This is a genomic window from Sphingobacterium hotanense, assembly GCF_008274825.1.
In the GTDB taxonomy this organism is placed as follows: Bacteria; Bacteroidota; Bacteroidia; order Sphingobacteriales; family Sphingobacteriaceae; genus Sphingobacterium; species Sphingobacterium hotanense.
Genome location: NZ_CP030848.1, coordinates 2,187,582 through 2,212,144 on the forward strand (window position 1 = coordinate 2,187,582; position 24,563 = coordinate 2,212,144).

General features: G+C 40.1%; 24 protein-coding genes. 18 read left to right on the forward strand and 6 right to left on the reverse strand.

Annotation, left to right across the window (positions count from 1 at the left end; translation table 11 throughout):
- The first annotated feature begins 52 nt into the window (after window positions 1-52).
- From DSM08_RS09100 to DSM08_RS19435, 4 genes are all read left to right on the forward strand, one after another.
- Complete coding sequence (locus DSM08_RS09100) at window positions 53-949, forward strand: hypothetical protein (protein WP_187774022.1); 897 nt, start codon at window positions 53-55, stop codon at window positions 947-949.
- A 9-nt stretch (window positions 950-958) separates the two neighbouring features.
- Window positions 959-1,069 carry an AraC family transcriptional regulator gene (locus DSM08_RS19430; RefSeq protein WP_350319974.1) on the forward strand — a complete coding sequence of 37 codons (111 nt, stop codon included), beginning with the start codon at window positions 959-961 and terminating at the stop codon, window positions 1,067-1,069.
- 83 nt (window positions 1,070-1,152) lie between these two features.
- Complete coding sequence (locus DSM08_RS09110; RefSeq protein WP_223110894.1) at window positions 1,153-2,025, forward strand: helix-turn-helix domain-containing protein; 873 nt, start codon at window positions 1,153-1,155, stop codon at window positions 2,023-2,025.
- The gene (locus DSM08_RS19435; protein WP_149525857.1) at window positions 2,022-2,144 is read left to right on the forward strand and encodes a helix-turn-helix domain-containing protein; all 123 of its coding nucleotides are present in this window, start codon (window positions 2,022-2,024) and stop codon (window positions 2,142-2,144) included. The genes DSM08_RS09110 and DSM08_RS19435 overlap by 4 nt, the downstream gene beginning before the upstream one ends.
- On the opposite strand, the gene DSM08_RS19030 is transcribed toward DSM08_RS19435, so the two are convergent.
- Window positions 2,090-2,251, reverse strand: a complete 162-nt coding sequence (locus DSM08_RS19030; RefSeq protein ID WP_187774042.1) for a hypothetical protein — start codon at window positions 2,249-2,251, stop codon at window positions 2,090-2,092. The two genes, DSM08_RS19435 and DSM08_RS19030, sit on opposite strands and share 55 nt — an antisense overlap.
- A gap of 9 nt (window positions 2,252-2,260) precedes the next feature.
- Here DSM08_RS19030 and DSM08_RS09120 point away from each other — a divergent pair, with 9 nt between their 5' ends.
- From DSM08_RS09120 to DSM08_RS09155, 8 genes are all read left to right on the forward strand, one after another.
- On the forward strand, window positions 2,261-3,715 hold the full coding sequence (locus tag DSM08_RS09120; protein ID WP_187774024.1) for a helix-turn-helix domain-containing protein: 1,455 nt from the start codon (window positions 2,261-2,263) through the stop codon (window positions 3,713-3,715).
- A gap of 529 nt (window positions 3,716-4,244) precedes the next feature.
- The gene (locus DSM08_RS09125) at window positions 4,245-5,405 is read left to right on the forward strand and encodes a HEAT repeat domain-containing protein (protein ID WP_149525859.1); all 1,161 of its coding nucleotides are present in this window, start codon (window positions 4,245-4,247) and stop codon (window positions 5,403-5,405) included.
- A gap of 18 nt (window positions 5,406-5,423) precedes the next feature.
- Complete coding sequence (locus DSM08_RS09130; RefSeq protein WP_149525860.1) at window positions 5,424-6,860, forward strand: glycosyltransferase family 2 protein; 1,437 nt, start codon at window positions 5,424-5,426, stop codon at window positions 6,858-6,860.
- 31 nt (window positions 6,861-6,891) lie between these two features.
- Window positions 6,892-8,340: a tetratricopeptide repeat protein gene (locus DSM08_RS09135; protein WP_149525861.1), complete on the forward strand. Its 1,449-nt coding sequence runs from the start codon at window positions 6,892-6,894 to the stop codon at window positions 8,338-8,340.
- On the forward strand, window positions 8,310-9,695 hold the full coding sequence (locus DSM08_RS09140; protein WP_149525862.1) for a YaiO family outer membrane beta-barrel protein: 1,386 nt from the start codon (window positions 8,310-8,312) through the stop codon (window positions 9,693-9,695). Before DSM08_RS09135 ends, DSM08_RS09140 begins: the two co-directional genes overlap by 31 nt.
- Entirely contained in the window at window positions 9,682-11,805 is a 2,124-nt protein-coding gene (locus DSM08_RS09145; RefSeq protein WP_149525863.1) for a DUF4838 domain-containing protein, read from the forward strand. The genes DSM08_RS09140 and DSM08_RS09145 overlap by 14 nt, the downstream gene beginning before the upstream one ends.
- A gap of 13 nt (window positions 11,806-11,818) precedes the next feature.
- Window positions 11,819-12,328 (forward strand): DUF1573 domain-containing protein, encoded by a 510-nt coding sequence (locus tag DSM08_RS09150; RefSeq protein ID WP_149525864.1) that lies wholly within the window; start codon window positions 11,819-11,821, stop codon window positions 12,326-12,328.
- A 116-nt stretch (window positions 12,329-12,444) separates the two neighbouring features.
- Window positions 12,445-12,849: a helix-turn-helix domain-containing protein gene (locus tag DSM08_RS09155; RefSeq protein WP_149525865.1), complete on the forward strand. Its 405-nt coding sequence runs from the start codon at window positions 12,445-12,447 to the stop codon at window positions 12,847-12,849.
- A gap of 86 nt (window positions 12,850-12,935) precedes the next feature.
- Here the strand turns inward: DSM08_RS09155 and DSM08_RS09160 are convergent, their stop codons facing one another.
- Window positions 12,936-13,820 (reverse strand): bestrophin family protein, encoded by an 885-nt coding sequence (locus DSM08_RS09160; RefSeq protein WP_149525866.1) that lies wholly within the window; start codon window positions 13,818-13,820, stop codon window positions 12,936-12,938.
- An 83-nt stretch (window positions 13,821-13,903) separates the two neighbouring features.
- Between DSM08_RS09160 and DSM08_RS09165 the strand changes: the two genes are divergently transcribed.
- A complete protein-coding gene (locus DSM08_RS09165) occupies window positions 13,904-14,716 on the forward strand; it encodes a GH25 family lysozyme (protein ID WP_246172547.1) in 813 nt (270 codons plus the stop codon).
- Between the two features lie 190 nt (window positions 14,717-14,906).
- Window positions 14,907-15,203, forward strand: coding sequence for a thioredoxin (gene trxA, locus DSM08_RS09170; RefSeq protein ID WP_149525868.1), 297 nt, complete (start codon window positions 14,907-14,909; stop codon window positions 15,201-15,203).
- Between the two features lie 743 nt (window positions 15,204-15,946).
- Here trxA and DSM08_RS09175 read toward each other — a convergent pair.
- Together DSM08_RS09175 and DSM08_RS09180 are read right to left on the reverse strand one after the other, a co-directional pair.
- On the reverse strand, window positions 15,947-16,855 hold the full coding sequence (locus tag DSM08_RS09175) for a transposase (RefSeq protein WP_149524797.1): 909 nt from the start codon (window positions 16,853-16,855) through the stop codon (window positions 15,947-15,949).
- Window positions 16,856-16,988: 133 nt separating this feature from the next.
- Window positions 16,989-18,308 carry a hemolysin family protein gene (locus DSM08_RS09180; RefSeq protein WP_149525869.1) on the reverse strand — a complete coding sequence of 440 codons (1,320 nt, stop codon included), beginning with the start codon at window positions 18,306-18,308 and terminating at the stop codon, window positions 16,989-16,991.
- A gap of 212 nt (window positions 18,309-18,520) precedes the next feature.
- Between DSM08_RS09180 and DSM08_RS09185 the strand changes: the two genes are divergently transcribed.
- Both DSM08_RS09185 and DSM08_RS09190 read left to right on the forward strand, forming a co-directional pair.
- On the forward strand, window positions 18,521-19,651 hold the full coding sequence (locus DSM08_RS09185) for a phosphotransferase enzyme family protein (protein ID WP_149525870.1): 1,131 nt from the start codon (window positions 18,521-18,523) through the stop codon (window positions 19,649-19,651).
- Between the two features lies 1 nt (window position 19,652).
- On the forward strand, window positions 19,653-20,291 hold the full coding sequence (locus DSM08_RS09190; RefSeq protein ID WP_149525871.1) for a carbohydrate-binding family 9-like protein: 639 nt from the start codon (window positions 19,653-19,655) through the stop codon (window positions 20,289-20,291).
- A 2-nt stretch (window positions 20,292-20,293) separates the two neighbouring features.
- Here the strand turns inward: DSM08_RS09190 and DSM08_RS09195 are convergent, their stop codons facing one another.
- The gene (locus DSM08_RS09195) at window positions 20,294-20,854 is read right to left on the reverse strand and encodes an NADPH-dependent FMN reductase (protein WP_149525872.1); all 561 of its coding nucleotides are present in this window, start codon (window positions 20,852-20,854) and stop codon (window positions 20,294-20,296) included.
- Window positions 20,855-20,946: 92 nt separating this feature from the next.
- Here DSM08_RS09195 and DSM08_RS09200 point away from each other — a divergent pair, with 92 nt between their 5' ends.
- Both DSM08_RS09200 and pdeM read left to right on the forward strand, forming a co-directional pair.
- Window positions 20,947-23,388, forward strand: a complete 2,442-nt coding sequence (locus DSM08_RS09200; protein WP_149525873.1) for a ligase-associated DNA damage response DEXH box helicase — start codon at window positions 20,947-20,949, stop codon at window positions 23,386-23,388.
- Window positions 23,381-24,028 (forward strand): ligase-associated DNA damage response endonuclease PdeM, encoded by a 648-nt coding sequence (gene pdeM / locus DSM08_RS09205; protein WP_149525874.1) that lies wholly within the window; start codon window positions 23,381-23,383, stop codon window positions 24,026-24,028. The genes DSM08_RS09200 and pdeM overlap by 8 nt, the downstream gene beginning before the upstream one ends.
- Here the strand turns inward: pdeM and DSM08_RS09210 are convergent.
- A complete protein-coding gene (locus tag DSM08_RS09210) occupies window positions 23,927-24,562 on the reverse strand; it encodes a DinB family protein (protein WP_149525875.1) in 636 nt (211 codons plus the stop codon). The genes pdeM and DSM08_RS09210 overlap by 102 nt on opposite strands.
- Window position 24,563 lies beyond the last annotated feature (1 nt).

The following is a 24,563-nucleotide window of genomic DNA, read 5'->3' on the forward strand; positions in this document are numbered from 1 at the left end:
TAATGGGAAGAATCTTAATTAAAAAAATAAATAAGTATATTTGTAAAACGTTGTGCAAAACGATGTTAACCAGGATTTATTAACTGTATTTTTTGAATATAAAGATTCGGCGATGTTGAATAGGGCAATCAAACGTTACGGATTATTTGGGCTCATTATCGGTCTGTTTTTTTCCATCCTTTGTATACATGTCATTCTTATCTTAAATGTGATTATTTTGCCTATACCTTTGGTATATGGGCCACTTCTATTTTTCATTTTTAAGGCGAGTTTGCAGGAGCGAGTAGATGCGGGCACGGTGTTGCTTCACCTAACGCCGCTGATTTCGTTTTTGATATTATTCCTGTTGGATCCGACTGGCTGGTATCCAGAGGTTCATGTACCATATATGCTTACCGTCTTTTGTTTGCTAACCGGATATCCTGTTTATATACTTTTCAAATCTTCTAAACTTAAGTCGGAGACTGCAGAGGTCAATAAGATCCTTTTTGTCGAAAACTTGGCTTTGTTAGGGGTTGCTGCCGCTTTCTTTTTCGGCTTGCTGTTCTTTAACGAGGTCATGCATCTTGATTTTGATGTAAACCCGCTTTTTGTTGTCATCGCCTTAATGATTATTTCCATGGGACTAATCGTATGGTATATCTACACATCGAGAGTGGATAAGAAAAAGGAAGCCCTGCCGCTGGTTGATGAGTTGGTACATCTCAATTTAGCGAGAGAAACGATTGAATTCTATAAGGAGAAGTTAAATAGCATAATGGAAGGTGAGCAGCTTTTTCTCGATGCTAATTTAAGTTTGGAGGGGCTATCGGTTTATGCTAATATTCCGAAGCATCATATATCTTATATCATCAATACCAGCTTAGAAAGCAACTTTTACGAATGGTTAGCGAAATATAGGATCGCATATTCCATTCAGCTTTTAAATAGTGGAACGGATAATTTGTAACTGGAATTCCTGGCTAACCTTTGCGGGTTCAACTCCAGGACATCTTTTACGCGATATTTCAAACAGTTTAATGGCATATCGCCATCCGAATACAGACTTAAAATATTGCAGAATATATGATTTTCACGTTTCTATATTGTGCAACGTCTATTACTTGTTTGCTGGGACTGCAGGTTAGCTACTATGTCAATCATAAAACAGTGATGGACAGACTGGCGCAGTTTTTTCTACTGACACTGCTCATACATATTTGCCATGCGGCTATATTTAGAGATCTTCTTCCCGGGCTTATTTATGTAGATCGTTCGGCACCATTTGGATTGATGTATGGGCCTTTCTTATATTTTGCATACCGCGCAATCGAACAAAAGGCGATTACGGCAAAACAGGTCTTGTTACACGGATTACCCTTTTTGATTGGTCTGATCGGGCATTTTGTTTTTATCTCATCCTATTCGTTTCGTATGGAATATCGAAGCGAGTACTACTTAGTATTATACAGCTTAATGGGTCTTTCTTGGTTTTTTTATCCTGTCGGCGTTTTTATTATCAGTAACAACGGAGCAAACCGCGCCCGCCTAGAAAGAAGAATATATTATTATAGCGTAATCCTCATTCTGGTCTCGTCAATATTTATGCTCACCCTCGTTTTGAATAGAATGATGGAAAAAGGAAGTGCGGATGCGCCGAGTTCAGGCGCTACTATCTTTTTCATTATGCTGCTTGGTAGCTTGCTGGGCTACAATTATCTGCTGGGCCGGCTTCGGAAGCCCCTGCGCTTGGAAATGCAGTCGTTTACTGGAGACTTAAATGTGGATCCTTTTGAGCGTAATTTGACCGGTTTGACTTATGCTGAACAACAGGGCATAAAGCTTAAGATTATAGATTACCTTGTAGAGAAGTCATATCTCGACACTGAGTTTAGCATCGATAAGATGTCAAAGCTGCTGAACGTGTCAAAACCGGTAATACAACAGTTTTTTAAACTGCATTTTAACGATAGTTTTCTGAAAGTAATTAATGCCTTGCGTATCAAGGAAGCTTGCATATACCTAAGTGATGAAGCTTTGATATGAATATCGAGGAACTGGCCTTGCATTGTGGATTTAATTCTCGAGCTTCCTTCTATAGAAATTTTAATCAGGAGATGGGCTGTTCTCCAATCGAATTCCGTGAGAAGTCGGTAATGAAGTAATCATTAGTATGTATAGGCATATTCTTTCCATATTCTTTTATTTCAGCATTGTTTTTATTGCGTTGGGGCAATCGAGTAATTTCGACAGCCTTTATAATGACTGTCATAAACAATATATGGAATCAGACGTAGAAGGGGCGGCAGCGATTGGAGATTCTGTTTTCGAGGCTGCAAAAACTGATGAACAAAAGATCAAAAGTTATATACTAAACAGCAACATTCAGCAAAGCTTGGGGAATATACAAGGTGCTATCAAATACGCGACGATTGGTGATCGCTTAGCCCAGTTGACAGGTTATAACCGATGGAGAGCCGTGTTTTCCAAAATACTGGCCACCAATTTTCGCGAACCGGGCTTATACGAACAGTCGCGAGCATATTTGGCAACTGCAGAACGTATGTGTGATCTGCTAGATGATGCAGATGTAAGGGCTGATATTCAGATAGAGCTCTTTCAGGAAAAAGCGCTCTATAAGATGAATACCCGTAGCTATCGCGTCGCACTTGAATTGCTGGATAGCGCAAAACGACTTATTGCACTTGATTCAGAATCAAATAGTACCTTAAGACTAAAAAAAGCGGCAAATTATCATTTGCAGGGTATCTGTGAGCTAGAACTTGGTAATGCCGATTTATCCTATGAACTCATGCATACTTCCTTGAGTTTTTTAAGTGAAGTTGATCGAAATATTATTCCGTTTGTTTATCGTGGATTAGCGGAGCTTCATCTGAAATTATCCAATCTAGATTCTTGTAAGCATTATCTGGACTATACGAGTGCATATATCATAAAGCCTGGACGGCTAAGGCTGAAAGAATTATACACGGCTACTAGTGCAAAGTATTATATGTTATCTGGAAATGATAAGATGGCAAATGAATTTTTGCAAAAACAACAGGTCTTGGATGCCGACAGATATTTGATTGGGCAGGAGATTTCTTCTCGAATTATTATGGAATTGCGCAAAGAGGATTTGGAGAATCGTAAATATAAGCTGCTATTTTGGTGGTGCATTTCTGTTACCTCTGTCATTGTGATTCTGTTATTAGTATATCAAATACGATTTAGCCGTTTTAATAGAGTGATAGTCACAACGAACCTGAACTATAGGGAAGAACCAAAGAAGCAAGAGTTGTCTAACCATCTCGCGCAGGAGAATCGCAGTAGTACAGAAAGCAGTGGTACTGATTCGGAATTAAACATAGCATTAGAAACGGAAACAAGACTAATCAGAGAACTTTCGGCTTTAGAACATGAGAATTTCTTTTTAGAGCGGGATTTAACACTTAACAAACTTGCTAGTCGGCTAAGCTCCAACCAGAAATACGTTTCTCATATCATTAAAAAATATAGGAATCTTGATTTTAATGATTACCTACAACATAAGAAGATCAATTACCTCTTGGAGAAGATCAATACAGATCACACTTTATTAGATTATAAACTGGCATATTTGGCAGAACTTAGCGGCTTTTCCTCACACAGTAAGTTTACTACCGCATTTAAATCGGTCATGGGTAAAACTCCGTCCCAGTATATCGAAGAAATCCGTAGCGAAGTCAGTATTTAACTTTAATATCAACTTAACTTCTTGAAAAATAGGGGACATTCCTTAATTATTGGCTCATTTTAGTTTGAGACAGTACCTATCTTTTACAATTCTTCTGAGAAAATTCTCAAATTCGTCAATATTTTATAAATCCTTCTCGATCGGTATCTCAAAATCAGTAGACTTTTGTGATAAAAATCATTGTTTCCTCAAATCATCTTTTCAAATTATACTGATTTTGATATAAACATGCAGAAAACAGGAAATGTCCACCGGTTTTTTCTCTGTCCAATTTCCGAATTTTTACCAATTTTTTTTCCGAATTCAGAAAATGGATAGGAGGGAAAGCTATGGGTGGATGTTTTATAATGTGTTGAAAACTAATATTTTAAAAAGTGTATCACTATGTCTTATTTTCCCAAGTGGTCAAAAACCTACAAAAATGAGATAATTTTCTTTTGTGTTGATTCTAATTTTGAATTAACAACAAACAGGAACAAAAAGAACACAAATCAGCATTACTAAATCGTTTACCTTATTTTAAAACATTATGGATATTACCTATTACATTCAATATTATGCGCTATATCTGGAGAGCAAGTTCTTCGGGTATCCGCTGATCATCCGTCTAACGGTACTACTTGTATCGATTCTGGTGCTAGTATACATTTTTAGCTTAATTCGCTTTTTAGCTATTAATCTATATCATAAAGCTATCGAGCGCAGAAAGAATCGCATTGAAACGAAGATGGGGGATCGTATCAATGCAATTATTTTTGAGGAAAGAAATCTATCGGAAGAGCATGTTGCTTTTCAGCTTGCTGATTCCATCCGATTAGTGAAGAATAAACAAGATAAGATGGTGTTTACTGATATCATCATTGATCTCATCCAGATCGGGTCTGGGAAAAAGAACAAAGTCAACCAACAGAATGTTCGAGCATTGTTAAATGCATACGCAATTCCATGTTTTTGGGAAAAAGAACTTTTGTCAAGCAGCTCGAGCCGTCGTCGTAATGCATTACGTAAGCTTGACGACCTAGGCAATGGTTGCGCAGGAGCAATAATAATGCGATCAGCTTATCACAAGGATAAAGGGCTAAGGAAGCATGCGCGTGCTGCAGCGTTGCAGTATGATACTAACGATCCGTTCAAGTTCTTAGAGGATAGCTTTGATTCTGACTTCAATGCTTTAGATGAAATCCTGATACATCATTTCTTGACGAGCAGAGCTAAGAGCGGACCTCTTCCCTTACTAACTCGTTGGGTAAGGACTTCCGAGAATGAGGCATTTAAAGCTTTTATGATTAAAGAAATCGGATTCTTCAAGCAAACAGAAGCTACGCCAATTCTTGCCAGCATGTTGGAAACTGAAAGTTCTAGCATCTTAAAAATATCTATCATCGAGACCCTTGGGAAATTGGGACATCAGGAGGTTGAACCTAATCTTTTCAAGCTATTCCCGATGACTAGTAAAGATGTACCACGCGCTATTATCAAAGCTATTACCCACTTCAAAACTGCGGAAGGACTAGGCTTTCTCTGCTATAGCTATAACCGGATTTTCGACAATGAGCTTAAAATTGAAGTGGCATATGCTATTCAGCAATACGGCGAAGAAGGTAGTACCGCATTGAGAGAATTATCAGCTAAGAGCAACGAGTTTGGAAAGAAAATCTTTGACCAGGTGAATTATCAATCAGGTCTTTAACCATAAGGGACAAAACAGATGTTAGATATATTATTTTCTATCTATGGGTATGGCATATTCTTTTATGCCACATCGATTACGCTCATATATTTGTCGCTTGCGGTAATGGGCTACTTTAATATTTGGCGTCATAAAACAAGATATACTGTCCGAGAGGAGCGTATTTTGGTCGAATATCCTGAAGCAGCACCTGGTATATCCATTGTAGCGCCAGCTTATAATGAAGAGGTAATTGTTATTGACAGCGTAAAATCCTTACTAAGTCTAAACTACCCGAACTACGAGATCATCATTGTGAATGATGGGAGTACGGATAACACATTGGATCTGCTGATCTCAAATTTTGAAATGGTCGAAGTGCCTTATGCTTATATCAACAAAGTTGAGTGTAGGCCGATGAAGCGTGTATTCAAATCGTTTAACCCATTGTATGACAAAGTCATTGTTGTAGATAAAGTCAATGGAGGGACGAAAGCTGACGCGATGAACGCCGGTGTAAACGTGGCGAAGTACGACTATTTCATCAATACAGACGTAGATTGTATTCTTGCGCCAGATACGCTTACCAAAGTTATTCTACCGGTTTTAGATTCGGATATCCCGGTTATTGCTGTAGGTGCTACGATGCGTATGGCGAATGGATGCGAGGTACAGGAAGGGAAGATTACGCGTGTAAGACCTCCGAGACAGGTGATACCGACCTTTCAGGAAACCGAATACCTACGTTCGTATTTGGTGGCAAAGATGGGTTGGTCTGCTATCAATTCCATACCGAATGTGTCTGGAGGGTTTGGATTGTTTGAGAAGCAAACAGTGATCGACTGCGGTGGATTTGATACAAATTCACATGCGGAAGATATGGACATGACATTGCGAATGATCGCTTACAAACGCGAGCATAAAGAACCTTATCGTATTGTCCAGACACCATTCACATGTTGTTGGACTGAAGGTCCGCCAAACCTCAATGTCTTAGCTCGTCAAAGAACGAGATGGGGAAGGGGCTTATTACAAATCTTCTTCGTACATCGTCGCTTTCTATTCAATAAGCGCTATGGGCGCATGGGACTCGTAATTATGCCTTATGCCTTATTCTTTGAGTTATTAGCACCGATAATTGAGACGACCGGTGTGTTCTTCCTAATCTTTCAACTCTATACCGAACAGATTAACTTCAACACCTTTTGGTTAATGCTGCTCTACGTTTATCTGATTGGAGTAAGTATCTCGACCCTAACAATTGTATTCGACTTGTCCATTAAAAAACAGTATAAAACATTTGCAGAGTATTTAAAGCTAATTCTCTTTTCATCGTTCGAAGCGTTTTTCTATCACCCTTTTGTAGTGTTTTTCTCTTTGAGAGGATACTGGCAATTCCTGACTAAGAAAAAATTCAAATGGGGAACTATGACCCGCCAAGGATTTCAATCGAATACCGAGTCAAAAGCAGCTTAAACATGTCAATAAACCGTTAGCTTAAAATTTAATGAACCGCAAATATACATATCTTCGCACGGGAATGTTCATGCTCTTGCTATGCACTGGCAGCATGGTCGATTTCTCCGGCAATAGGCTTTATGGCCAGCAAAAAGTCAGCATAAGCGACAAGGGCGATGTTGTTAAGAAAATCAACAGCCTATATCAAGCAGGGAAACTACAAGATGGAAAGCAATTGACAGAAATAAACTTGAAGAAATCCCCTAAGGATTCTGATCTTAAAATGTTGTTGGGAAAATACTATGTATTGACCAAGCAATATGATAAGGCACGTTTCGAATTGAATAAATCTCTGGAATTCAATCCTGGCAATGTTGATTCCCGACATCTTCTAGTAACAGTAGAAACTGAAACCAAACGGTATTCAAGTGCTATTTGCTATGTCAATGAACTATTAGAGGTTAATCCCTATTGGAAGGGACTTTGGCGCAAAAAGATAGAGCTTTATAGACTTCAGGGTAATGAAGTGGAAGCCAACCGTCTCTTAAAGCGTATTTCTCAAATCTTTCCAGAGGATGGACAGATTCAGGACGACCTCAATTATCAAATGGAATTGACTGCGAATAGCAAGCGTAAGTCGGGACGTATCGACGATGCCATCGAAGTGAATAAATTACTGCTGCAGGAAAAGCCAAAGAATATCGAAGTCTACATGGACCTAATCAATGGCTATATAAAGGCGGGTGATTATAATAGCGCTTTGGTAACAACTGAGCGGGGTTTAAATGCCTTTCCAACCAACAGCGCCTTGAGGCAAAAGAAAGTCGCCTTGTTAGAACAAAATAAACGCTACGATGAGATCCTTGCCTTTATCAAGAATGACCCTTCCGCTATCAATGGCGGGCAATACCAGTACTTTCTATTAGAAGCGGGGCGATCGGCCAAACAGAACGATCCGGCAGTGCTTTATGGCAAGATCCTCGACGCGACTCCAGGCAATGATGAGGCATTCCAAGTTGTATTCAATAGCTTAGTAGCGCAACAGCAATATGACGAAGCGCTACATCGTTTACACAGCTTTATGCGCATCAAAGGTAACTCGAAGACGCTCTCAGCAAAGGAACTAGAATTATACCGTTTAAAGAATGACCAGTCTAAGGTAAATCAATTGACAAAAACCATGTTCTTGAACTATCCTAATGATAGCGATTTAAAAGATGGCTATGTGAGGGTCATTAGCTCAGAAATTAAAGATCATCTAGCTGCAGAAGAGTGGAACTTGGCAGAAACTAAGCTTCGCCAGTTGATTCCGCATGCAAATGCCGAGTATCGCGACTTTATCAACAATGGTCTGCTTAACGCTTATTATCAACAAGGGAAGTTCTCCGATGCACTACAGATTCTCGAAGAAATGCATCGTGCAAACCCAAGTGATGCCAACTTAGCAATAAAAAGTCGAGCATATATATGCGCCTTCAGCAGTATGATAAGGCTGTAAGCAGCTATGAAGGTCTATTAGCGAGTTTAAAACCTGATCAGCAATTCTATTACCTATCTGGTTTTAACGATATGATGGCTCAGGTAGTAAAAGAAAGTACAGAGGCACAGCGTTATCGAGATGCCATGAATTGGGTAAACCGTTGGTTGGACGTTTCTCCGAAAAATCAGCAAGCGTTGCTTTATGCAGTTAACCTATCCCATCAAATGCAAGATAAAGGGCAAATGCTAACTTTTGCGAAGCGTGCTAATGAAGCATTTCCAGATGAAAGCATATTTAAAGTTCGCTTAGCATCGGCGATGCAATTGAATGGTGCTCCGACCAAAGATATTTGGGCACTAATGGGAGAAGAAGTCATCCGAAACCCTTATCATAATGAAGTTGTAAATGCCTATGTGCAAGCCTCACATGATCATGCAGCTCAATTGTTGTCTGAAAAGGCTGAAAATGAAGCCCTTTTAGTTGCCGATAAGGGATTGCAGTATAAGCCGGCGAACAAGGAGCTGAAGTACCTCAAAGGCCTTGCTTACGAGAAATTAAAGCAATACGACTCCGCCTTTTATTATCAGTCATTCTATGAGCCGAGTTTATTGGAGCTGGACGAGTTCAAAGCAAATTTAAAATACTTGAACTACAAAATGTATCAGAACGAATTCGCAATCAGTCATATGCGATCTCGTTATGGCGACTATTATTCGATCCAGACCATTTCCGCCTTAGAATACATGCGTATGTGTGCTAAAAACAACTATACGGCCCGTGTTTTCTATTCAGGTAGAGAAGAAGGCAAGGGGGTTCAAGGACAGTTGGAATGGGGCAGAAATTGGAGTAGCCATTGGGCATCTCGAGTAGATTTTAGCGTGTCTAACAAATATTTCTCTAAATTTGCCGTTCACGGTGCTATTATTCGAACATTTCCGAAGGACTGGGAATTAGAATTGGGCGTTGGCCATAGGAAACTTTATAACGATGAAAAGTTGAGTTCCGCAGTTGTGGGCGTTGGGAAAGACTTCAACCAGTTCAGGCTGCAAGCCAAGTTCACACAGGCAGGATTGCAGGAGAAGTGGGTCTATAATGTAGCAGCGCAAGCACGATATAGTTTTGATAATCCTAAAAATTATGTTCTAGCGTTGGCAAATATGGGGTCAACACCCGACGTTGATATTCTTGATTACCAAAGGCTCAATACCCTTTCGGTGATGAATAGCATGGTAGGAGCAGGCGTCGGACGCTTGTTAACTAAAAACGTATCAGCAAGTGTAATGGGGACTTGGTATAATTTTCAAACAAGCCCAAATCCTGAACAGTACCGTAATTTATATAACTTATTTTTGCAAGTCAATGTTGCTTTTTAATATCATCTTCAGTTGCTTTATCATGTTGTTTACCTCTTGTGAATCAGATTTCTATGGATTAGATGCGAATGCTTATGTTTTGACCGCAGAACAAGACGCGGCCAGCGAACAATGGCAGGAATATCTATTCAATCATCTGAGCAAGCGGACTTCAAAGAAAGATCTATTCAGTCGAGCTGAAGACAATGAGAACATCCCTGCAAACCATAAGCAAATACATGTAGAGATAGCAGCAGATTTGAATAACGACTACTGTATTCAGCATACCAAAGATAAACTGCATATACGCGTAAAGACGAAAGCGATTGCCACTTGGATGAGCTATCAACTGATCGAAAGCCTGGGACAGGTCAAAAAGGAAATAAAAACAGAGGACCTGCCGCCTGCCTATCTCACATTTACTAATCAATGCAAGGATTTCGATTTTACTTATCGTGAACCACATTACGCGCCAAATACTAACGTAGAATATGCAGCATTATTAGGGACAAACAATTTAGATACCGAATGGGGGATCTGGGGACATAACATTACCCGCATCATACAAGATGCTCCGGGCGTATGGGCCGAAGTAAATGGCAAGATTACACAAGAACAGTATTGCTTTAGTGGTGATACCTTGTACAATCAACTAAAAGAATATATTCAGGACAATTTTAGCGATAAGCCTGAAGAAGGCATGAAGTTTATGATTGCTCCAAATGATAATTTGCTGTCATGTACTTGCGACCGTTGTCAAGCTGCAGGAAATACAGATAAAAATGCCGCGCCTGCAGTTGTACTATTGATCAATAAATTGGCTAAGCAATTTCGCCAGCATCAATTCTTCACGATCCGATATCATTCGGTAAATGAGCCGCCTGCTTATGCGTTCGAAGATAATGCAGGACTCTTTTTTAGTACCATTGAATTACCAAAAATTACCAATTTCAAGGACAATTCGAAGTTTCAATCGTTTATTGATGAAATTGAGGCTTGGAAATCGAAAACGAAGACCATTTATCTATGGGATTATTCATCGAATTTTGACGACTACTTAACACCCTTACCATCCCTAAACGTCCTGAAAGCACAGCTTCAAGGTTTTAAGGAAGAAGGGGTCGAAGGTATATTCTTAAATGCCGCTGGATATGATTATAGTAGCTTCGATGATCTTAAGACATATGTTGCCGCTGCGTTAATGATAAATACAGAACTGGAGATAGATAAACTGACAAAAGCATACCTTAAAAAGTTCTACCCAAAATCACATCAGCTGCTCGCTGACTGTTATTTACAATTGGAAGACGATTTTGCTACAAAGGCTAAACCGTACTCGCTGTACGCAGGCTTTCCAGAAGTGAAATCATCATATTTTAACGCGAGTAATTTCTTGAGCCTTAACGAGTCGCTTCAAAAAGTTTTACCGAAAACGAAGGGTTATGAACGAGAGGCATTGGAAAAGCTATTGGCGGCGTTCCGATATACACGTTTGCAAATTGCTTACAGCAACGGCTTGAATAAAGGAGGAGCTTTCGAAGTTGTGGATCATTATGTCCGTCCAAATCGATTTGCAAATACGTTGATGAAGCAGTTGAAAAAGGATGTAGACGATGGAAAATTAAAGGTCTTCAAGGAATCTAATGGCGATTTGGGCGAATATCTAGCGCAATGGAACGCTTACGCAGGAAAATTGCAGAAACCAAATCAACTAAAGTCTACGAAGCTACTAAGCGTGGTCAGCAATGAAAACGATGTCTTAGACAAAACGCTTTTGGCAGATGGCATACTTGGTTTTAACAACGACTTTCACCAAGGATGGGTAACCGCAAGCAAAACCATGACGCTTATTCTCGAGGAAGGAGCATTCGAACAGATGAAAGAGATGAAGCTTAGATTTCTAAAAAACACGCGTCATCAATATGGAGCACCAACAAAAGTAGAGGTGCTGCAGGGAGGAAAGGTTATCTTCCGCACCGATATCGTCGATACTAACGAAGGAGATTCGGTCTACACGCTAACTATTCCGGTGGAAAAATTTGAAGCAAATACCATCTGTGAAATAAAAATCAGTACAAGTAATCCACAACTATCGAGACTAGGTTTGGATGAAGTTCAAGTTTTTAATTAAAAATTTTAGTAAAATGAGTAAATTAGTATATAGTTGTTACATACTGTTGATCATTTTTTCCTCTTGTACTGATTTCAAAGGAAAAAAGACAAAGATTGAGATCATCGATAATGATCGTCATTATTACCCGATTCTTACGGGCCAAGAGTTAGATGTTGTCTATAAATTTAAGAACACAGGAGATGTTCCCCTGCTGCTCACGGACATTATTACATCTTGTGGCTGTCTGGTCGTTAATAAAATCACAACGAAGAATGTTCCTCCCGGTGAAGAGGGAATCATCAGTCTGCGATTCAATAGTGCAAAAAACGTGGGCTATGCGAAGCATTATATTGAGCTTTACGGCAATTTTGCAACGACCGACAAAGAAGAGCTGATATTTGATGTGAATGTGGTCCCGAATGCATTATACACGAAGGACTATGAGGAACTTCATCAGGAGGCAAAAGATAAGAATGGGGCTATCGAAGATATGGTCGATGGCAAAGAGAATAATCTAGGATATTACCTGGACTTAAATTAGATAATTCATTAAATAATAAACAACAAGGCGCTGCGAAGCCTTTAAAACTATAATCTGCGAAACACAAATAAATTAAATCTGCGAATTAAATATTAATAGTAAAACAACCAAATTGTATGATTGCAAAAAACGAATCTTCTAACACGAAGGCTTACATGAGCCATGAAACAGAGGGCAAACTTTTGAATGCACTAAACGAATGGGAACAAGAACGCTACTTCCTTAATCCAGCTTGTTCCATTACATCGGCAGCTCGAGAAATCGGCTGTAATTCCAAGTATCTTTCTTATGTCGTAAACAAGAACAAAGGAAGTGATTTTCCAAATTACGTGAATATTCTGCGAATTTGCTTTTTGGAAGACTACCTGCGTAAAACCGAACAGGCACGAAGCTTTAAACTAGCTTATTTAGCGGCTTACTGCGGTTTTTCATCCTACGGAAAATTTGCGAAATCAATTAAAGATCATCGGGGGCTTAATCCAACCCAGTTTATCGTTTATTTTGATCAAAACATCGCGTAAAACTAAAGGGCAACCGTCGTAAAAACGGTTGCCCTACTTTTTCATTATTTACTGAATACGCTTACTATTCTTAAAAAAAGCTCAAACTAGGGGAGAAGTACTTCCTGGGTATGCTTCTTAATGTTAGCCGAGATTTTCTCGATTGGGAGGTCATCAGAATCTGAACCAAACGGGTCTTCAATCGATTCGCCGATCATTTCCAAGGTGGCAAGAACATAAAATATGAATGGAACGGCTGCAGTAACAAAATAGCCCATGGAAAATACCAGTCCAATAGGTAGAGTCGCTGTATATAAAACGATAAAGGTTTTGATAAATGCGCTATAACCTAAAGGTATTGGTGTATTTTTTATGCGTTCGCATGCACCCGTTACTTCGGTGAGTGCTGTCAATTCTTTATTGATCAGGATAAATTGATCTCCTGAAAGTTTCCCATCTTTATACAATATATTGGTCTTCTTGTAGATTAATGCAGCAACCTGATTCGGGCCGTGCTTCTTTTCATCCAATGCATTTAGTTCCGGGTGCTCCACTTCATCCAGCATAAACTTCGTGTAATCCGAACGCAGGTAGGTGTACAAGGTTTCGGCAAACAAAGCAATCGACTTTCTATAAAAGCTACGGTTTACTTTATCTTGTGGGTCGAGAAAAGCATTCATCTTGATGGCAAGCGTGCGGCTGGTATTCGTCAATGCGCCCCATTGTTTGCGCGCTTCCCACCAGCGGTCATAAGCGGTATTCGTTCGAAAAACTAAAAGCAACGACAGGACAAAGCCCAATAGGTTATGCACGGTAGTAATATTCTTGATCCAGCTCCGATCAGAAAGTTTCAGATACTCTAGCTCTAGATATGCCAGCCCCCAGGAAACAAATATAGAGATGATAAGATAGGGTAAAAGACGTTTGAATATTTTGCTATTGTGAAGATAACTAATGGTCTTAAACCAGTCCTTGGGGTTATAAACAATCATGAATAAATATTTTTTGACTATGCGGCAGAAATAGCCTAATTTCACGCAATATGTCAAAAAGCAGGAAATCTGGCAAGAAAAAAGTGCAAACAGATAAACAGGTTCAACGTAAGTTGTTGATTTGGAGCATTGCCATTCCACTCGCTTTAGTGTTCCTAATTTTTGCTATCCAGCATCGCGCCGGTATATCTTATCTTTTTGTGAAATGGTTTGAGAAAGGAAAGATAGAAAGAGAGGACTTATCGAAATACGATATCCGTAATAAAGAGCTCATGCGGCGCTATGACGATAAGATTTACGGCATTGATGTCTCCCAATATCAAGGTGATATTTCCTGGGACGAAGTATTGACGATACATGACGAATTCCCGGTTGATTTTATCTTTGTCCGCGCGACGATGGGCGAGCGTGCGAAAGATCGCGCATTTAAAGAAAACTGGAAAGCGATAAAAAAAAGGAATAAGCTTCGCGGGGCATATCATTACTTCCGCCCCAATGAAAACTCAACCAAGCAGGCTAATAACTTCATTAAAACAGTGAAACTAGAGTCGGGAGACCTTCCACCGGTGTTGGATATTGAAGAAATGCCGAGAAACCAGTCGATGGACAGTCTGAAAGTAGGTCTAAAGCGCTGGCTGACGCTCGTAGAAAATCATTATGACATAAAACCAATTTTATATTCCGGAGATAAGTATTTCGCCGACTTCCTAGAAAAGGAATTCGAAGATTATACCCTGTGGATTGCTAACTATAACTTCTGGGTAGAACGACCAGAGAAGCACTGGAACTTCTGGCAGTTTTCGGAAAAAGGATCTGTTAGAGGAATAAAAGGCCCAGTCGATCTAAATATGTTTACCGGCACGATCGAAGATCTTGAAGAACTGTGTAGGGATTAGATTTTAGACATTAGAGCGTAGTTTCGAACCTATGCTTCTAAGTATTTGTTATATTAAAATAATAGATAAAACAATGTTAACAGTTTGCTAGTTCTTATATCTAAACTCTAATGTCTTAAATCTAATAAAAAACTATTCTAGCATTTTGCTAGTTCTTATATCTAAAATCTAATGTCTAAAATCTAAACAAATGGCAAGTTTTAATGAATTAATTCAAGGTAATAAAGTAGTACTAGTTGATTTTTCGGCAGCATGGTGTGGTCCTTGCCAGACGCTAGCACCGATATTGAAGGAAGTAAAGGAAGAAATTGGTGATTCCCTCAGCATCATCAAAATTGACGTGGATAGAAACCAGGCCTTAGCGGCAAAATTCCAAATTCAAGGAGTACCCACATTAATTCTTTACAAAAATGGCGAACAGGTGTGGCGACAAAGCGGTTTGCTACAACGAAGCGAGCTGGTGAAATTGATCCGCAATCTTCGCTAGTATTTAATTGGTAGTTAGTATTTAGTAGTTAGTATTTAGGCCTATGGTCTGCTACTTATTCCGATTTAGGTTGGTCAGGACTGCTTTTGAAATATCCCATATTTTAGCCTATTCACTCCCATATCATAGCCCTTTCAGAGCGGCTTTGATTGGGTTATTAAAGGGGAGTGAAAGGGCTTTGAAAGGGTTTTAAGTAAATGAAGGTTTGAGGATTGATTATAGATGGTGGGAGTGTGAGGAAAGTTGGTCTTTGACCATTGGTTTAAACAAGAAAGTTGGTCTTGAACCAGGAAAGGAATGATTTAAGGATTTGCAGGATACGTTGTCTTGAACCAGGAAAGGAAGGATGCAATGATTGACAGGATTGGGTATTCGTTGAATGAGGGCACAATTGTCTTGAACCAGGAAAGGAAGGATGCAATGATTGACAAGATTGGGCAGGGCATTGAATGAGGGCACTATTGTCTTGAACCAGGAAAGGAAGGATTTAAGGATTGACAGGATCCTGCTAATCCTTAAATCCTTTTTTTCCTGGTTCAAAACAAAACATCCGGCTAAACAATACATCCTGCTAATCCTTGAATCCTTCCTTTCCTCGTTCAGAAAAAGTACCCTTTCTAAAAATAACCCCTATAATCTGCACAAAAAAAGGCGCCGATAAGGCGCCCTGCTCTAATGTCTAAAATCTCATATCTAATGTCTATATAGCAGCCATAGGTCTAAATACTAACTACTAATGCGAATTAAGGGTTGAAAATAGGCTTTATGAAACAGGCTGTTAATTTACCGAACACATGTACTAATAGTCCTTTGGTAGATCTGACCTTACTTGCGTTTTGTATCTGTGTTTTTTCATTTATCCAATTAAAAAAGGATTCGATTGGTTGTCTTACCCTAGATACTGCTCTTGAAAACAGATCATTATAAGCACGATCCCTGTTTTTTAAACAATCCGGCTTTCCTTGGGTTTCCCTTATCGGGGTATACATAATTGATTTCTTTTCTTTATAAAACCACTCGAAGAATGGGGCGTCACGGTATATCTTGTCACCAAAGAACGTCCTACCTGCGATGGATGCCCAATTCTCCTTAAATATGTTCAGGTCACTTTCAGATGCCTTGCTTATTACAATGCTTTCCGGACGAGGCAGCGTGGATTTGTTATAGCTGTTGAGCGCATGAAGTTTTAATCCAAAATACCAAAGCCTCTTCGTTGAGCAGAAGCTTTTATCCGTTATCTCCAGAGCTACCTTTGCTCTTCTAGTCCCACTGCAGGTTATGATGGGCATAGAGTCCAGTAGGGAAAATTCTCTGGAGCACTCTTCTGGAGCAAAGTCCTCTATAACTGACTGACAGAGAGATCTCAAAACATCAAAAAGGCGGTTGATACGGGTGTTGAATGCTACGTACGAAGTTAGCTTGGGAAACCAATCCATCAGATAATCCGAGGCGAATTTATGAATCTGCTTGATCCTTAGCCGCTGTTCCTCGTGCACACTGAATAAATAGATGGTCAAAACCTCCTGATCAGTAAAGTCAGGTTTGTTATTGTTTGAAAATCGCTGACAGTAATATTGCAGTTCACTGTCATATTTATCACACACATACTGGTATAATTTTATTAATTTTAGAGCCTTGGCCTGATTGATCATGTTGTTTTATAATGCTTAAGGAACATTATAAATATACTGATAATCAGGCTTTTATGAAAGTTTTCACCCCTCTTTTTAAGAAGATTTTTCCAATATATTTCAACCCTTAATTCGCATTACTAAATACTAACTACTAGTCAATATTTGCCGTCTCATCGCTTGTTTCGCCCTGGACATTAACGATTAGCTTATCGATTCGGTGACCATCCATATCGAGTACTTCAAATTCGAGGTTTTTGTAAACTACTTGTTCACCTTCTTCTGGGATATGGTCGAGTAGGAGGAATACTAATCCTGCGACTGTCGTTAGGTTTCCGATTTCGTCTTCGTCATCTTCGGTGAGGTCGATTTTGAAGAGTTCGATGAAATCGTCTAGTTGGTAACTGCCGTCGATTACGTAAGAACCATCTTCGCGTTGTCGGATTGTTTTCTTTTCGTCATCCTCTGGCGAGTCAAATCCGCCGACTAATGAGCCGACAAGATCAGCCATCGTGATGATACCTTGCGGACTTCCGTATTCATCAACTACTACGGCTTGCATAACGCCTGATGTCTTCATAGACTGCATGACATTGTATGCATAAGTATTTTCATTGATGAACGGGATAGGCTGCAGTAGGTTTGTGAGTTCTGGCTCATCACTCGTTAAATACTCTTTAAATAACGTTTTGATATGCACAACGCCGATAACATGGTCGAAATTACCATTACATACCGGGTATTCTGTATGTTCGTCTGCAAGAATATAGGCTTTGTTCTCCTCGAAGGACTTTTGTATATCCAGGTATGTGATCTTAGATCGGTGTACCATTAGATTGATAGCACGTTTATCTCCAAGACTGAGTACGCGGTCTACCATATCATGTTCAATGCCCTCAATAGCCCCGCTATCGACTCCTTCATCCACTAATGCCTTAATCTCTTCTTCGGTTACTGCATTCTGATTCGATTTGATGTTGAATAGTTTGACAATAAAATCCGTAGAGACGCTCAATAACCAAACAAAGGGCTTCACGATCTTACTTAGTAAGTTCATGGGAAGAGCAATAAAAGAAGCGTACTTCTCCGGAATGGCCATACCAATTCGCTTGGGTACTAATTCTCCGATAACCAGCGATAGATAAGTGATGGTTAATACGACGACAATAACGGCAATCTGCGAGCTGTAAGGCGCCAAGAAAGATACTTGGTTCATTTGCTCAGCAAGGAAGGTGGAGATCGAGCCCCCACTAAAAAAACCTGTCAAGATACCAATTAAGGTAATCCCGATCTGTACCGTTGATAAGAAGTTGTTTGGATTATCTTTTAATTCCAATGCTTTTTTAGCACCTGCATTTTTTTCGCTAGCCGCTTGTAAGCGCGCCTTTCGGCTGGATACAATGGCAATTTCTGATGCTGACAGGATTCCGTTTAGGATGATTAAGATTAGGATAATGACTATTTCCGTGACCATATAAAGGCAAATTCGCTTTGATGTCCTAAAATACAAAAAATATATACATTATCTCGTTTTAAAAGCCATTTGTTAAGAATAAATATAGATATGTTAATTACTGATTTACGTGTTATTAACAAATAAAATAGTGCAACCGTTTGATTGAAAAAAATATTTTTAATATTGGTTAGTTATGTAGATATTGCGAACACTTACACAGAAATTATGAAATGAAAAGTGAAGTAATGTCAACCAATACTATAGAAAACAGCATTTTATCAGCAGAAAAATTTAAGATCCAAGGAAATATTGTATCCTCGGTGCCTTTTGGTTCAGGACATATTAATGATACCTTCAAGATCGTTACTGATTCCGATATAAACGAACAATACTTACTTCAACGCATCAATCACCACGTTTTTCGCAATGTCGATGGATTGATGGATAATATCGAGAAGGTATGTCTCCATTTGAAACAGAAACTTGCGCATTTAGGGCAGGAAGAAGTTGCTAAGCGTACCATGACTTTAATCCCGACTTGGGATGGACAGCATTACTATAAAGACGAGAACGGTGATTTCTGGCGTGTGTTTATCTTGATTCCAGATACGCGCAGTTATGATATTTTGGAGACTACGGATCAAGCGTTTTCTGGCGGTATGGCTTTTGGCCAATTTCAGAAGCAGTTGAGCGATTTGGATCCTACAACCATTGTTGAAGTACTTCCTAACTTTCATAATATTGAATTCCGCATGAACAACCTTCGCGAAGCGATTGCTAACGATCGTGCAGGTCGAGTTGCGGAGGTTCAAGACTTATTGGATTACATCTTCGAGCGTGAAGACAAAATGCGTACGATACTTGAATTAGGACGCGCAAATAAATTACCGCTTCGTATCACGCATAACGACACGAAATTCAACAATGTTTTGTTGGACAGCAACGATCAGGTGCAATGCGTTATCGACCTAGATACGGTGATGCCAGGCTATGTGGCTTATGATTTTGGCGATGCCATTCGCACAATTATCAATTCGGCGGCAGAGGATGAAGCGGATGTTTCAAAAATCGTGTTAAATGTTCCGTTATTTGAGGCTTTCACGGCGGGTTACCTGTCTGAAGCTAAGGAGTTTTTAAGCGAAATTGAAGTGGAGTCATTGATACATGGCGTTCATTTATTGCCATACATGCAGGCCGTTCGTTTTTTAACGGATTATATAGATGGCGATACATACTATAAAATCGGATATCCGGAACATAATTTAGTGCGTACGAAAGCGCAATTGAAATTAGTTCAGGAATTAGAAGCAAATCATAAAGTTTTAACTGATATATTAGCAGCGAACTTAAATTCGAACTAGTATGAAGACCCTTGAGATTGAGAAAGTAGACTTTCAGGAATCGGCAGGCGATTACGCGTCGTTAGCCAAGAATATGAATTCTTTAGCATGGCATGACATCGCTGCCGCGCCGTGGAAATCAGAATTCCCTTACATTCCGAAAGTGCAATTTCAAGTTGGCTATAGCGATCAGGATATTCTACTTCACTATTCCGTTGAGGAGGAGTTTGTCAAAGGTCAATATATCCGTCCGAATGAAAATGTTTGGGAGGATAGCTGTGTTGAGTTTTTTGTGTCTTTTGACAATAGAGAAACCTACTATAACGTAGAATTCAATGTGTTAGGGGTGGGGCTCGTGGGCTATGGAACTTCTATCAAATCGAATAGAAATCGATTAAGTGCGGAAGAGATTCTTCAGATAAACGCATACTCTTCCGTTCGAACAGTGGCCGGTAAAAAGAGTTGGCAGCAAATTCTGCAGATTCCTTTTCATATTTTCAAGGCTAATGCTGAGGAATTACAAGGCAAAAAGGCATATGCAAATTTCTACAAATGTGGAGATGCTTTACCAAATCCACATTTTATAGCTTGGAACGATATTGATAACCCGACGCCGAATTTCCATTTGCCACAGTATTTCGGTGAAGTAACTTTCAAATAATCTTATTTCTTTACGGATTTTTCAACCCATTCGCTGAAGGCCGCGACATAGTCCTTTAGGAATTTTGCAGTGTCTTCATTCGTCAATTTACCTTGCTCGTCGAAGAGTTTAGCAGCATTTCCAATGTAAGCTTCAGGCTGCGCCATCGCAGGGATATCGACAAAGACTAAGGATTGACGTAGATGATGGTTTGCTCCAAATCCACCGATTGCTCCAATGGATGAACTGATCACGGCACCTGGTTTTTTACCCCATTTGCCTTTTCCGTAAGGGCGTGATGCGACGTCGATTGCGTTTTTCAGTACCGCAGGCACCGAACGATTGTATTCTGGCGTCACAAAAATCACAGCGTCGAGGGCTTCCACCTCTGCACGGAACGACTTGTAGCTATCCGGCAGTTTATCACCCTCTAAATCTTCATTATAAAATGGCAACTGTCCGATTTCGATGATTTTATATTCATATCCCTCCGGCGCTATGCTAATCAAGTGATTTGCGATCTTTTTGTTGAATGATTCTTTTCTTAAACTTCCGACAAATAAGCCAACTTGTATCTTTTCCATAATAATATCTCTTTACTTGTGCTAACAAATAATCGAGTAAAATGTTGTATAGTGGATGATATTCTTTGTAATTTGAAACAATAAATTGGTCTATGAAGAACGAACTTGCGGACGTTTGGTTTTATAATCAGGGTTGGGAACCTCATGATTTTCAAAAACAGTGTTGGAAGGAGATTGCAGCAAATCGTTCGGGGATTTTAAATGCCCCTACCGGATATGGTAAGACCTTTGCCATCTGGTTTGGCGTTATACAGCATTATTATTCGGATGCCTATCAGGCAAAATTAGAAAAACAGCGTAAGCGAGGGCTGCATGCGTTGTGGATTACTCCATTGCGGGCTTTGTCGAAAGAGATACATCGGGTAACGGAAGGGGTTTCTTTGGATCTGGATTTGGACTATCAAATAGAGCTTCGCACGGGTGACACGAGCACTGCTATTCGGCAGAAACAACGAAAGAATCCGCCGAAAGCATTGATTACTACACCTGAGAGTGTTCACTTAATCTTAGCGACGAAACAGGGTCAGGACTTCTTTAAGCAACTGGAATTTATCGTGGTTGATGAATGGCACGAGCTTCTAGGATCTAAAAGAGGCGTGTTGATCGAACTAGCGTTGAGCAGACTGAAGAGCATTAATCCGAATTTAAAGATCTGGGGCATTTCGGCTACTATTGGGAATCTTGAGCAAGCTAAGGATATTCTATTAGGGGCATCGAACAGCGGCGTAATGGTGAAGGCGCAGATCAATAAGAAGATCGATATACAGACAATCCTCCCGGACAGCTTGGAGAAATTCCCTTGGGCGGGGCATTTAGGTATTCGGCTGTTGGATAAAGTGGTCGATGTTGTCAATCAATACGGAACCACGCTTATTTTTACCAATACGCGTTCGCAAGCTGAGATTTGGTATCAGCAGATTATCTCGAATTATCCGGAGTTTGCGGGCTTGCTGGCAATTCATCATGGATCTTTGAGCGATGAAGTACGTATGTGGGTGGAAGAGGCTTTGCATGCCGGAAGGCTCAAGGCAGTGGTATGTACAAGTAGTTTGGATTTAGGCGTTGATTTTAGGCCCGTAGACTGCGTAATTCAGATTGGGTCGCCCAAAGGGGTAGCTAGGTTTTTGCAGCGCGCAGGGCGCTCCGGACACCGTCCGGATGCAACGTCCATTATTTACTATGTTCCAACAAACTCGTTGGAGATAATTGAAGGAGATTCCCTTAAATTCGCTGTAAAAGAAAAGATTGTCGAACAGCGAATCCCCTATATACGCTCATTTGATGTGTTGACCCAATACTTGATGACATTAGCAGTTGGCGATGGATTTGACCCTCAGCAGATTTATCAAGAGATCACAAATACCCATTGCTTCGAGTCGGTCAGCCAGGAAGAGTTCGATCAATGTATGAGTTTGCTATTGCATGGCGGTAGTAGCTTGAAGGCATACGATGATTTCCACCGTTTGGAATTAGTCGACGGTCTTTACAAAGTGACGTCCAGGAAACTTGCCATGCGACATCGACTGTCCATTGGAGCTATTGTATCGGATTTGATGATGCGCGTAAAGTTCTTATCGGGGAAACACTTGGGATCGATAGAAGAGTCGTTTATTTCTAAATTGAATGTTGGCGATGTATTTTGGTTTTCTGGTCGTCAGTTGGAATTGATTCAGGTAATCGCTAATGATGCGATCGTCAAACCTTCGCAAAAGAAAAAAGGAGTCGTGCCTTCCTGGATGGGTGGTCGTTTTGCGATATCACCAGATTTGGGAATTGCAATCCGACATAGCTTCAGCAGTATTCACAAGAAGTCTGGACAGTCTCCGGAGATTAAGTTTCTCCAGCCACTATTCAAGGAACAGGAGCGCGTATCGGGTCTCCCGAAAGAAGATGAGCTATTGGTGGAATACACAGAAACGAGATATGGCTTTCATTTATTTTTGTATCCGTTTGATGGTAAGCTGGTTCATGAAGGAATGGCTCAGGTTATCGCTTATAGGCTTGGGCAGATTAGTCCGGCAACATTCAGTATCGCTACGAATGAATATGGGATTGAGTTATTGAGTGATACGGCATACGAGCTCAATGAGGATATATTGAAACAGATCTTTTCACCCCATAAACTGCATGCGGATATCAATTCCGGAATCAATGTGCAGGAGATGGCAAGACGAAGGTTTAGGGATATTGCAGGGATTGCAGGATTAGTTTTTCAAGGTTTCCCCGGAAAACAGATGAAGAGCAAGCATCTACAAGCTAATGCGGGTCTTTTCTTTTCAGTATTTTCAGAATATGAGCCAAACAACTTACTTTTGCGTGAATCTTACGATGAGGTCTTTGATTTTCAGCTCGAAGAGGGCAGGATGATTAAAGCATTCGAGCGTATTGATAGTCACCGGATAATCTTTCGGAAGCCGGAGAAACTAACACCCTTTGCATTTCCTATTTTCTCCGAGTCGTTTCGCGAGCGATATAGCAATGAGGATTGGCAAAGCAAATTGGAAAAAATTAAAATGCAGTTGATAGATGGCTAAGAAGCTTGTGTTGAATGGATTGGATTGTTTTTTGTTGCCGCAAAAAGCCATGTATATCGCAAAGTATCAGTTGCTTGTTGTTTCGGATTGGCACTTGGGTAAGTTGAAGCATTTTAGAAAAGAGGGCTTCTTTGTTCCAGCTCCGAATGTTACGGAGGAATTAGGTAGGCTAGATATATTACTTAATGAATTAGAGGTCAAGCAGGTCGTGTTCTTAGGTGATCTCTTTCATTCCAAATTGAATTCGGACTGGGAGCAGTTCTGTATATATACGAAAGCTAAGCCGCATATTACCTTCACTTTGACCAAAGGTAATCATGATATTTTGGAGGATGCGCATTTGGAAAGATCCGCACTCCGCATCGTTGACCATTTGCTCTTGGAAGAAGGGCTGGTATTGTCTCACGAACCGCTGCTAGGTCTTGATAGTCATATCATCAATGTGGTTGGCCACATACACCCGGGCTGCCAGGTGTTTTTAGCAGGTCGACAGAGCTTTCGGCTCCCTTGTTTCCATCTAGAAAATAGAGTGCTGACTTTACCGGCATTCGGAAAGTTTACCGGTTTGCATATTCTTCCTAAGACAAGCTTGACTAAGGTATATGCCATCGTAGACCAATCTGTGTTGGAGCTTCCTTAGGTAGTGTATCGAGCCTTGTTGAAATAACCCGCGTACAGTTTTTATCGTCACGAGAAGTTGGCCATAGTGACGCTGCGCATGTTCTGCCGCATGAAATAGTAACCCCAATTGTGTTGTAGGAATCATCTTTCGGCCGATGAAGCGTTCTTCGGTTAGCGTGATATCGTCAATCTCTTTTAAATCATTTGTCGCTCGCTCCACAGCATGATTCAGATTATCAAGCATCTCATCCACCGAGATATCTTGATTCGGACTATTTTCTTTGTCCAAATACTCGAATTGCTCTTCTGAAAGGGATTTGCCTGCTGCATAGGTGAACATTCGATCAATCACACCAATAATATGCAATACATGAAAGGCAGATGATGCCATACCAAAGGGTTTGATCCAGATGTATTGATCATCTTCGCTATTCAATAACTTGGGGATGTCTTCTTTGACTTGCAGTAATGCATGCGCGGCGGGTTGTAGTATTACGGAGATGCCTTCAATTGGCCCTCGCATCCAGACTTCTAGGTTTTGTTGATTTTCCATA